Source organism: Flavobacterium cheongpyeongense (assembly GCF_003202435.1).
Lineage (GTDB): Bacteria > Bacteroidota > Bacteroidia > Flavobacteriales > Flavobacteriaceae > Flavobacterium > Flavobacterium cheongpyeongense.
This window is the reverse complement of record NZ_QJHK01000015.1, coordinates 127,496-138,733: the sequence shown is the minus strand read 5'-3', so window position 1 is coordinate 138,733 and position 11,238 is coordinate 127,496. Positions and strand designations below refer to the sequence as shown.

General features: G+C 33.7%; 8 protein-coding genes. 6 read left to right on the top strand and 2 right to left on the bottom strand.

Features of this window, described 5'->3' with window-relative positions:
* The first annotated feature begins 154 nt into the window (after positions 1 to 154).
* The 6 genes from DMB65_RS16295 (at position 155) to DMB65_RS16270 (ending at position 9,439) form a co-directional block, all read left to right on the top strand.
* Positions 155 to 745 (top strand): DUF6934 family protein, encoded by a 591-nt coding sequence (locus DMB65_RS16295; RefSeq protein WP_110307690.1) that lies wholly within the window; start codon positions 155 to 157, stop codon positions 743 to 745.
* On the top strand, positions 742 to 987 hold the full coding sequence (locus DMB65_RS16290) for a hypothetical protein (RefSeq protein ID WP_123955354.1): 246 nt from the start codon (positions 742 to 744) through the stop codon (positions 985 to 987). The genes DMB65_RS16295 and DMB65_RS16290 overlap by 4 nt, the downstream gene beginning before the upstream one ends.
* 616 nt (positions 988 to 1,603) lie before the next feature.
* Entirely contained in the window at positions 1,604 to 2,332 is a 729-nt protein-coding gene (locus tag DMB65_RS16285) for an LOG family protein (protein WP_110307688.1), read from the top strand.
* A gap of 299 nt (positions 2,333 to 2,631) precedes the next feature.
* Positions 2,632 to 5,382 (top strand): gluzincin family metallopeptidase, encoded by a 2,751-nt coding sequence (locus tag DMB65_RS16280; RefSeq protein ID WP_110307695.1) that lies wholly within the window; start codon positions 2,632 to 2,634, stop codon positions 5,380 to 5,382.
* A gap of 188 nt (positions 5,383 to 5,570) precedes the next feature.
* The gene (locus DMB65_RS16275) at positions 5,571 to 7,982 is read left to right on the top strand and encodes an alpha-ketoacid dehydrogenase subunit alpha/beta (RefSeq protein WP_110307687.1); all 2,412 of its coding nucleotides are present in this window, start codon (positions 5,571 to 5,573) and stop codon (positions 7,980 to 7,982) included.
* A gap of 239 nt (positions 7,983 to 8,221) precedes the next feature.
* Entirely contained in the window at positions 8,222 to 9,439 is a 1,218-nt protein-coding gene (locus DMB65_RS16270; protein WP_110307686.1) for a cation:proton antiporter, read from the top strand.
* Positions 9,440 to 9,496: 57 nt separating this feature from the next.
* Here DMB65_RS16270 and kdsB read toward each other — a convergent pair whose 3' ends face one another.
* Both kdsB and ygiD read right to left on the bottom strand, forming a co-directional pair.
* The gene (gene kdsB / locus DMB65_RS16265) at positions 9,497 to 10,231 is read right to left on the bottom strand and encodes a 3-deoxy-manno-octulosonate cytidylyltransferase (protein WP_110307685.1); all 735 of its coding nucleotides are present in this window, start codon (positions 10,229 to 10,231) and stop codon (positions 9,497 to 9,499) included.
* Positions 10,232 to 10,405: 174 nt separating this feature from the next.
* Entirely contained in the window at positions 10,406 to 11,236 is an 831-nt protein-coding gene (gene ygiD / locus DMB65_RS16260) for a 4,5-DOPA-extradiol-dioxygenase (RefSeq protein WP_110307684.1), read from the bottom strand.
* Positions 11,237 to 11,238: the final 2 nt, after the last annotated feature.

Genomic DNA, 11,238 nt, shown 5'->3' with positions numbered 1-11,238 from the left:
TATATTTTCCATTTATTGAATTCTAATGACAATACTAAAAAACAAGCTAAAGCAAGATAGAACCTCGTTAAGTATCTAAAAATATACAATATTTAACAAAACGAAATTATTTATCGGACAACAATGATTTACTAACAAATTGAAATAAATTAAGTTGACTTTTTTAGACAAAGCGTATAGTTATAATTTTGAAGGCATTACTAATGAAGTTTACCAGTTTCGATTCATTAGTGTGGGAATACGGGAAATAACCAAAATCGTTTCTATTTCCCCCATAAATAAAGACCTTAATTGGTACAGTGTGGGTTTTGGAAACCTGGAAAACCATGAAAATAGGATTACCGTTAATGATCTGGCAGAAATTAATAATAATGATTATGATGAAGTTTTAGCTACAGTATTTATGTGTATTCTTCATTTTTTTATTTCAAATCCTGATTATACCGTTTTGTTTTTTGGCAATACACTGCATAAACATCGCCTGTACAAACAAAAAATTTCTTCGAATATCATGACTTTAAAACAATATCTGGAGATTTCAGGAGGCAAAACAGAAGAGCAGATAAAAGTCATAGAAAAAAAACAAACGATAACACGAAAAGGAAAAAAACACGAAAGAACCATTCGGGAGAAAGATCTTACATCACTAAGCAATAGTATCGAAATAAAAAGCATTGAAAAGTATAACGAAAACAAAACAACTGATTATCAATTTGTTTTATTAAAGTTAAAAAAAGACCTGTGATTATTGGAATAATAAAAAAACAGTATATTTGTAACGTTATGGGAGCAAAACAATTAAGAGATTTAGTAGAAAAACAAATAGAGAAATCTACTAACTTTTGGGCAGGTCGTCCTAAAATGACTATCCAGGAGTTAGAAGCCGTAGAAAAATTTGCCAAAGAAAAAAGCAAGCTTTTTGAAAAAGTATTCGATTCTCCTGAAAAAATAAATAAAATAAATAAAATGCAAAATAGTGCATCATAAATTAATATTTTTGATTGAAACACAAACCGCCTAAGTAAAAAACAGGCGGCTTTTTTTTGCTTTATTTAATCGATATCATACCCAATTATATCCGTTAACAGTTCGGAAATTTTCTTGTATAATACAATTTACGCTTATAAAAACAACCTAAATATCCGAAGTTATTTTTCTTAAGGATAAAAATAAAATCATTGCATAGCCTTATTTTTGAGGAAGTATTAGAAATAAAGAACGAGTAGGTTGGAATATTTTATATGATAAATGGTATAATTAGAAAACAGGTTAGTTTTTATTGGGTTATATTGAATTCATAATCGGTATAATTTTTAATTTGATACTATACTCTCAAAAATTATGGAGCATTATTTTAAATTGTAAAAAAAAAGCTCTTAATTTTATTTTTTTTTACTTTTACTCTTATGAATAACAAAACAACCTAGTTAAAAACAGAATATTTATTTACGAAACAATAAAAACTCCATTTTTTACAACATTTTTCAAAAAAAGGGTTAATTTAGTATGGCAGCTTTGTCAGGGTTTTAAACATTGACAAAGCTGTTATTTTCTGAAATTGAACTAAAACTTAGGAAAAAATAAAATTAAAATACGCAAAACAATGAGATTACAAGATTTTGACAATGATGAAGATAAAGTAATTCAGGATCGTTTGAAACAAAAAACGTGGAATGAAATCAGAACCAATGACAGTTGGGCAATTTTTAAAATCATGTCCGAATTCGTAAACGGTTACGAAAACATGGGACGTATTGGTCCGTGTGTGTCTATTTTTGGATCGGCAAGAACAAAACCGGATGACAAATATTATGTACTGGCCGAAAAAATTGCTTACAAAATTAGCAAAGCTGGTTACGGAGTTATTACAGGAGGTGGTCCCGGAATTATGGAAGCAGGAAATAAAGGTGCACATTTAGGCGGAGGGACTTCTGTTGGGCTCAATATCGAACTGCCTTTTGAACAGCATTTTAATCCTTACATTGATCATGATAAAAACCTGAATTTTGATTACTTCTTTGTCCGAAAAGTAATGTTTGTAAAATATTCACAAGGTTTTGTTGTGATGCCAGGAGGTTTTGGAACATTAGACGAAATGTTTGAAGCCATTACCCTAATCCAGACTAAAAAAATTGGAAAATTCCCGATTATATTAGTTGGTGTTGAATTTTGGTCAGGTTTAATAGAATGGGTAAAAACAGTTTTGGTAGAAAAAATGCAGACTGTAAGTCCTGATGATTTAAATTTATTTAAAATTGTAGATACTGAAGACGAAGTTGTTGATGTATTGGATAAATTCTACAAAAAATACGATTTAAGCCCGAATTTCTAATCCTTTTTTTGACCACATAAATTACGTAAATTCATTTTAAATTTAAACGATTAAAACAAATCGAAAGCATATATTTTCTTATATCAATTACATTGTTCACTAATTATCGCAAAAATAAAGGCTGTTAAAAACAGCTTTTATTTTTGCAATAATTACAATAAAACCAAAATAATCATAAGCCCGTAACTTAAGTTATATACCTAAAATTTAAAGCTGCATTGAAATCATTTTTTAAAATCATTCTCTTTATTTTTGTTTTGATCTCCTCATTAAAACAATATGCGCAACATCAGTCCAGACTGGAAGTGGCGGTGAATCCTGAGCTTAAAACGCTAAATATAAAACAGGATATTACTTATTACAATACTTCAAATGACACTTTAAATTCTATTGTTTTAAATGACTGGAACAATGCTTTCTCAGATCAAAATACACCTCTGGCATTACGATTTTCTGATGAATTTTATAAAGGTTTCCATCTTGCCAAACCTGAAGAACGCGGGAGCACCACAATATTAGAAATGGCAGACGATCAATTTATGGCTTTAGAATGGCAAAGAACCAATCAAAATCCTGATTTTATTGTAATCAGGCTAAAAAATAAATTGCCTCCTAATAGTAAAATTAATGTACACCTAACTTATATTTCGAAGATTCCAAGTGATAAATTTACACATTACGGCTACACTCAAAGTGGCGGAATGAGCTTAAGAAACTGGTTTTTAAGTCCTGCACGTTTCGAGAATCATGACTTTATAAAATATCACAATTACAATCTAGACGATATTGCAAACGCAATAACTGATTATGAATTAGAAATTAAAATTCCAAATCAATTCACCATTACTACTGACCTGAACTCAGTTTCAAAAGATGCTTCCTCTGCTGCATTCAGTACCTATCATTTTTCCGGAAGCAACAGAACCGATTTCAGTTTGTTTATTGAAAAACAAAATACCTTTAACAGCTATAGCAACGGTGACCTGGAAGTTCTTTCAAATTTAAAAAACAAAAAGCTGGACGAGATACAAAAAGCAATAATTATCAACAGAGTAATTACTTTTGCTACTGATTTCATTGGAAAATATCCGCATAAAAAAATTATGGTTTCCCAGGCAGATTATGACCGGAATCCCTTTTACGGGCTTAATCAGCTGCCTTCATTTATAAGTCCGTTTACAGATGAGTTCATCTTTGAAATCACCTTTTTAAAAACGTATTTAAATAATTATCTTCAATACAGCCTTCGTCTGGATCCGCGAAAAGACAATTGGGTATATGATGGCATCCAGATATACTCGATGATGAAATATATGGAAGAACACCACATGGAGCAAAAGATGCTGGGCAGACTTTCAACAATGAAACTTTTTAAAAGTTACAACATTACCAATCTGACTTTTAATGAGCAATACAGCTATTATTATATGTTAATGGCCCGTAAAAATCTGGATCAGCCTTTGGGAGACCCTAAAAATACCCTTATTAAATTCAATGAACAAATTGCGGGTAAATATCGTGCAGGTCTAAGTTTAAGTTTTTTAGATGATTACTTAAATCATAATGTTGTGCATCAAAGTGTCCAGGAATTTTATTCACTTAACAAATCAAAACAAACTGACCGATCTGATTTTGAAAAGATAATAACTCAAAACAGTTCGAAAAATCTTGATTGGTTTTTTGAAACCGTTATTGATTCCCGTGATATTATCGATTACAAGTTTTCAAATGTTTCCAGAACCAAAGACAGCATCCAGTTTTCTATAAAAAATAAAACAGACAATTTTGTTCCGGTTCCGGTTTACGGGCTTAAAAAGAACAACATCGTTTTCAAACAATGGATTGAACCTAAAAACAATGATTCTGTTTATGTTTTCGAAAGAAAAAATGCAGATAAAATTGTTTTAAATTACAACAATGAAGTTCCTGAATACAACCAGCGTAACAACTGGAAATCCTTGAAAAGTCTTGTAATTACGAATCGCCCAATCAAGTTTAATTTTGCAAAAGATTTAGAAGACCCTTTTTACAATCAGATACTATACGTACCAACGCTTGCTTATAATTATTATGACGGTTTTGCTCCCGGAATCCGTTTTCACAACAAAACTATATTAGACAAACCTTTTACATTCGATATCAATCCGGCTTATTCACTTAAAACAGGAACGATTTCGGGTTCTTCGGCATTTTCATTAAACCAGTATTACCGGGACAGTAAACTGTATAATATCCGATATACTATTAGTCAGAATTATTTCCATTATGCCCCGGATGCCACCTATTTCAGATTAAATCCGATGGTACAGTTTAGAATTCGGGAAGCAGATTTCAGGGACAACAGAAAACAATTTATTATTGCCAGACAGGTCATTGTAAATCGTGAAGCAACGGAATATGTAACAGACAATTCAACTCCAAACTATTCTGTTTTTAATCTTCGTTACCTAAATACCAAAACCGAATTAATCAACCATTTTAGTTTTATGACAGATGCACAGTTTTCGGGTGATTTTGGAAAATTATCCGGAGAAATTGAATACAGAAGGCTTTTTGAAAATAATCGTAAATTAAATTTGAGATTGTATGCCGGAAGTTTTTTATACAATACAACCAATTCAGATTATTTTAGCTTTGGCCTGGATCGTCCAACCGACTATTTATTTGACTATAATTTTTATGGAAGATCCGAGAGCAAAGGCTTTTTCAGCCAACAATACATAATTGCAGAAGGCGGATTTAAATCGATAATCGAACCAAGATACGCCAATGAATGGATGGCTACTTTAAACGCAAGTTATTCGATATGGAACTGGATTGAAGCTTATGGTGATTTGGGTTTTACGAAAAGTAAGCATCAAAAAGAACACTTTGTTTATGATAGTGGTATTCGTTTGAACCTTCTTCCTGATTATTTTGAAATTTATTTCCCTGTTTACTCTAATAATGGCTGGGAAATTTCTCAAACAAAATATAATGAAAAAATCAGGTTTGTTATTACCTTGTCTCCCAAAACATTAGTCAGTCTTTTTACCAGAAAATGGTTTTAATTATTCGGAATTTAAACAAAAACATAAATTATTATTATATTAACATTGTTTTTAATGTAAATTAATCAAAAAAAATACGTAGTTTTTAGGATTTAACTACAAATAATTAAATTATATTTATTTTAATGAATTATGATTATTGGTAGATTTTGAGTAATTTTGCAGCCTAAACATGACCATTCCAGATTATGATTACAGAAAAAAGCACTACTACATTAACCTTCGAGGATTTTAAAATTGAAGTATTAAATGACTATAAAGTTGCAGTTACCAGTCGGGAATGCAGTCTATTAGGGCGCAAGGAAGTATTGACAGGAAAGGCCAAATTTGGAATATTTGGTGACGGGAAAGAAGTGCCTCAGATTGCTATGGCAAAAGCATTTAAAAACGGAGATTTTCGTTCAGGATATTACCGAGACCAGACTTTCATGATGGCTATTGGCGAATTTACCCCAAAACAGTTTTTTGCAGGTTTATACGGTCATACCGATTTAGAATTCGATCCAATGTCCGCAGGAAGACAGATGGGCGGGCACTTTGTAACGCACAGTTTAAACGAAGACGGTTCCTGGAAAGACTTAACAAAACAAAAAAATTCTAGCGCAGATATATCTCCTACCGCCGCACAAATGCCAAGACTACTGGGATTAGCACAGGCTTCAAAAATTTACAGAAATGTTGAAGGTATCAACACCAAAGACAAATTTTCTGTAAACGGAAATGAAATTGCCTGGGGAACCATAGGTAACGCAAGTACTTCTGAAGGTTTGTTTTTTGAAACCATAAATGCAGCCGGAGTGTTGCAGGTTCCAATGGTAATGAGCGTTTGGGATGACGAATACGGAATTTCTGTACACGCAAAACATCAGACAACAAAAGAAAATATCTCTGAAATACTAAAAGGATACCAACGTGATGAAGATTCAGAAGGTTATGAAATTTTCAGGGTGAGAGGCTGGGATTATGCAGAGCTGGTTGCTACCTATGAAAGAGCGGCCGCAATTGCACGGGAGCAGCATGTTCCGGTTTTGATTCATGTTAACGAACTCACGCAACCTCAAGGCCACTCCACTTCAGGATCACATGAGCGCTATAAAAATGGCGAAAGACTTGCCTGGGAGAAAAATTACGACTGCATCCGCCAGATGCGTCTATGGATGATTGCCATCAATATTGCATCTCCCGAAGAATTGGAAGAAATGGAATTCAAAATAAAAAAGGAAGTCCTTGAAGCTAAAAAGGAAGCCTGGAACCAATTTATCAATCCAATTATTGAAGATCAAAAAAATCTTTTAGAGTTATTGGAGCAAATTTCAGAAGCGAGTGTCAATCATAAAGATAAAATTCAGCAATACATATCAGAACTGAAAGCCATCAAAAACCCTTTAAAAAAGGAAATGCTGATGATTACAAGACGAATATTACGTTTTATAGAAGTTCCAAACAGCAAAATACTGGTAGCAAACTGGATCAAAAATTATATCGCACTAACGCAGCCTAAATTCAGTAGTAATTTATATTCTGAATCAAAATCAAATGTTTTTTCTGTTCAAAAAGTATTACCTGAATACGCCGAAAACGCAAAACCTGATTTAGACGGCCGAATGATTCTTCGTGATAATTTTGATGCTTTGTTTACTAAATATCCGGAAGTCTTAATTTTTGGTGAAGATGTTGGAAACATTGGAGATGTAAACCAGGGACTTGAAGGCATGCAGGAAAAATACGGTGAACTTCGTGTTGCCGATGTGGGAATTCGTGAAGCCAGTATTATTGGGCAGGGAATTGGTATGGCATTGAGAGGCTTGCGCCCAATTGCCGAGATTCAATATCTGGATTACCTATTGTACGCTATCCAGATTATGAGCGATGATTTGGCTACGCTGCAATACAGAACTGTTGGAAAGCAAAAAGCACCTTTAATTATCAGAACACGCGGACACCGCTTAGAAGGTATCTGGCACTCCGGTTCTCCAATGGGAATGATCATTAACGCCATTCGCGGAATCCATGTTTTGGTTCCAAGAAATATGACACAGGCAGCAGGGTTTTACAACACGCTTTTAGAGTGCGATGAACCGGCTTTGGTAATCGAATGCCTGAATGGGTACCGTTTAAAAGAAAAAACACCTTTGAATTTTGGCGAATTCAAAACACCAATTGGTATAATTGAAACGCTAAAAGAAGGTTCAGATATTACACTTGTTTCCTACGGATCGACATTAAGACTCGTAGAACAAGCTGCTAAAGAATTACAAGAATTAGGAATTGACTGCGAAGTTATTGACATTCAGTCCCTGCTTCCGTTTGATGTGAACAAGGATATTGTAAAAAGTATCGCCAAAACAAATCGGCTTTTAGTAATTGACGAAGATGTACCGGGCGGGGCTTCTGCTTTTATTTTACAGCAAATACTCGAAGAACAGGACGCTTATAAATACCTGGACAGCAAGCCACAGACTCTTACCGCAAAAGCTCACAGACCTGCTTATGGAACTGATGGTGACTATTTTTCAAAACCTTCTGCCGAAGATATTTTTGAAAAAGTTTACGATATGATGAATGAAGTAAATCCAGAGAAATTTCCGGATTTATACTAACACTTTTGAATAATTGAATACAAAAGGCTCCTTATCGAATAGATCTGGAGCCTTTTTATTTCCGTCAGGGTTTTGTAGAACAAAAATCAACTCTGACAAAAATTTAATTTTCGTTAAAAAAAATGTTTTAACTATCTGATAAAACATTTTCAAAAACAAATGTCTTATATTACATTTTTTTCTGACCACTTGCTTAGTTAGACACAAGCAAGCCCTTCAAAATATCTGAAATAAACCAAATGACTATAATTATTACTTTTTGCGTTTTGTTGTTAGTAGCGTACCTTTTTGATCTGACTTCATCAAAAACGAAGATTCCTTCTGTTATATTGCTTTTGCTTTTGGGTTGGATCGTGCGGCAAATCACCGGATTTTTACTTATTGATTTACCGGATTTCTCCATGGTTTTACCTATTTTAGGAACCATTGGACTTATTCTGATTGTATTAGAAGGCTCACTTGAATTAGAATTAAACGAATCTAAAATTGGCCTGATAAAAAAATCCTTTCTGGGCGCTTTCTTTCCCTTAATGGCATTGTCTTTTATAATAGCGTATTTATTTCAATATTATGGCGGCTACCCTTTTAAAACATGTTTATCAAATGCCATACCTTTTGCCGTTATAAGCAGTGCCATAGCAATCCCTAGTGTTCGCAACCTTAGCACGAATAAACGGGAGTTTGTAACTTACGAAAGTAGTCTTTCTGATATTTTCGGGGTAATTCTTTTCAATTTTGTTCTGTATAATACTAGTTTTGGAGTGTCAACATTTGGTTATTTCTTTCTTCAGATACTAATTATCATCGTTATTTCTTTTCTGTCCACTGTTTTACTATCTTTTTTACTAAACAAGATAGATCATCACATCAAATTTGTGCCTATTATTTTGCTAACCATTTTGATTTATGAAATATCAAAAATGTACCATCTGCCCGCTTTGTTGTTTATCTTGATATTTGGCCTGTCTATTAATAATTTTGATGAACTGAAAAGGTACAAATGGAGTGCTCGTTTTCGCCCAGACTCCCTGACCAAAGAGATTGATAAATTCAGGGAGTTGAATGTCGAAGCAGCTTTTGTTGTACGTTCATTATTTTTTCTGTTGTTTGGATATTTACTGGAAACATCTGAAATATTAAATCCCGACACCTTTATTTGGGCTTTCGGAATAGTACTTATCCTGTTTTTAATACGCGCTATTCAGTTATACTTGTCTAAAATACGTTTAATGCCCTTGCTTTTTGTGGCTCCAAGAGGTTTAATCACCATCTTATTATTTTTAAGCTTGGGTAATTCACAAAATATTCCCCTGGTTAATAAATCACTTATTATACAAGTCATTTTACTAACAGCTTTTTTAATGATGTTTGGTATTTTAGGAACTTCAAAAAAAAATGAATCAGAGGATCAAAAAGAGGAAAATGAAAAACTATCAGAGCATGATGGTGATAATTAATGCCCGCCAAACAGAAGTTTAAACTCTTTTTATACGTTTTTAAATTCTAAAATTCCACTATTTTAAAGCCAGAATAGCTCTTGCTTTCTCCAAATCCTCAACCGTATCAATTCCGATCCCAACATGGGTCGTTTCTACCATTTTAATACGTTTTCCAAACTCTAAATAACGGAGTTGTTCGAGTTTTTCTGAGGCTTCGAGTGATTTCATTGGAAGGCTGTAAAAATCTAACAAAGCCTGTTTTCTAAAAGCATAAATTCCGATGTGCTGAAAATAACGAACTACAGCATCTTTGTCTCTTGGATACGGAATCACTGAACGTGAAAAATACAACGCAAATTGTGACTGGTCAACCACGACTTTCACATTATTCGGATTATTGATTTCGTCTTCATCTGTAATTTCACGCATTAACGAAGCCAGATCAATCTTTTTATCGACATCATTTCTAAAAACAGATAAAACCTGTTCAAGAGGTCCGGCTTCAGTAAAAGGCTCATCACCTTGCACATTTACTACAATATCTACATCTAAACTATAAATTGCTTCGGCAATTCGGTCACTTCCTGATTCGTGTTCTTTGATACTCATAATAGCTTTTCCACCATTCGAAACAATTTCCTTAAATATCAAATCAGAATCGGTTACTACAAATACATCATCAAACAATTTAGTTTCAAGTGCGGCTTGGTAGGTGCGCAAAATAATGGTTTTTCCACCTAAATCCTGCATTAATTTGGCAGGAAAACGTGTTGAGGCATATCGTGCCGGAATTACAGCTATTATTTTCATTTTTTATCTCATTGCGAGGAACATGTACTCAAGCGTAGCGAAATTAACGCAAGCTAATCATCCTCATTATTATTATTTTTCTTTTGCGAATCTCTGTGAAATCTTTGTGCGACTTTGTGTAATAACTCTTTCACAGAGATTCAAAAAATTCTACAGAAAATCACAAAGTTTTTTTTACATAATTTTCACCGAAGTCATACTCAGAGAACCAGCCAGCAATTTATCATTAAACAAACTCAAATCATCCGTTTTGTCTTTTAAACCTAACGTGTAAAGTAAAGGCAAATAATGATCCGGAGTTGGAACCGCTAACTGAAATGCTTGATTCATTTTTTCGAAATCAATCAAAGGTTGGAAATTTCCGTCCAACAAATAATTATTCACCATTTCACGTGCTTCAATCGCCCAGTCAAAACCATAATTGTCCTTGTCAAAATTTCTGAAATCTACTAAACGCAAATTGTGAACAATATTTCCGCTTCCGATAATTAAAACACCTTTATGACGAAGCGACTGAAGTTTCTGAGCCAGCTCAAAATGATATTGACCCGATTTTGTATAATCTATACTCAATTGAATTACCGGAACATTGGCATCAGGGTATAAATGTTTAATCACACTCCAGGCGCCATGATCTAGTCCCCAATGTTCGTCTAAATCGACATTTACTGGTTCCAATATTTTCTTAGTTTCAACAGCCAGTTCCGGACTTCCTTTTGCCGGATATTGCACATCAAAAAGTGCTTGCGGAAAACCTCCAAAATCATGAATCGTCCTTGGCATTTGCATCGAAGTAACTTTGGTTCCATTCGTAAACCAATGCGCTGAAATACACAAAATAGCATTTGGCTGTGGCAAAGTTTTAGCCAAATCACGAAAACCAGCCACAAACTGATTTTCCTCAATAGCATTCATCGGGCTGCCGTGTCCTAAAAACAGAACCGGCATTTTATCTGTATTCGAAAACGTTGATGAAATCGAATGTAAGTCATTTAGTGTTGCCATAG

What these genes read in the sequence shown, in the direction of transcription:
- DMB65_RS16270 (WP_110307686.1), top strand. Translation starts at nt 8,222, where the DNA reads ATGACTATAATTATTACTTTTTGCGTTTTGTTGTTAGTAGCGTACCTT.
- DMB65_RS16275 (WP_110307687.1), top strand. Translation starts at nt 5,571, where the DNA reads ATGATTACAGAAAAAAGCACTACTACATTAACCTTCGAGGATTTTAAA.
- ygiD (WP_110307684.1), bottom strand. Translation starts at nt 11,236, where the DNA reads ATGGCAACACTAAATGACTTACATTCGATTTCATCAACGTTTTCGAAT.
- DMB65_RS16285 (WP_110307688.1), top strand. Translation starts at nt 1,604, where the DNA reads ATGAGATTACAAGATTTTGACAATGATGAAGATAAAGTAATTCAGGAT.
- kdsB (WP_110307685.1), bottom strand. Translation starts at nt 10,231, where the DNA reads ATGAAAATAATAGCTGTAATTCCGGCACGATATGCCTCAACACGTTTT.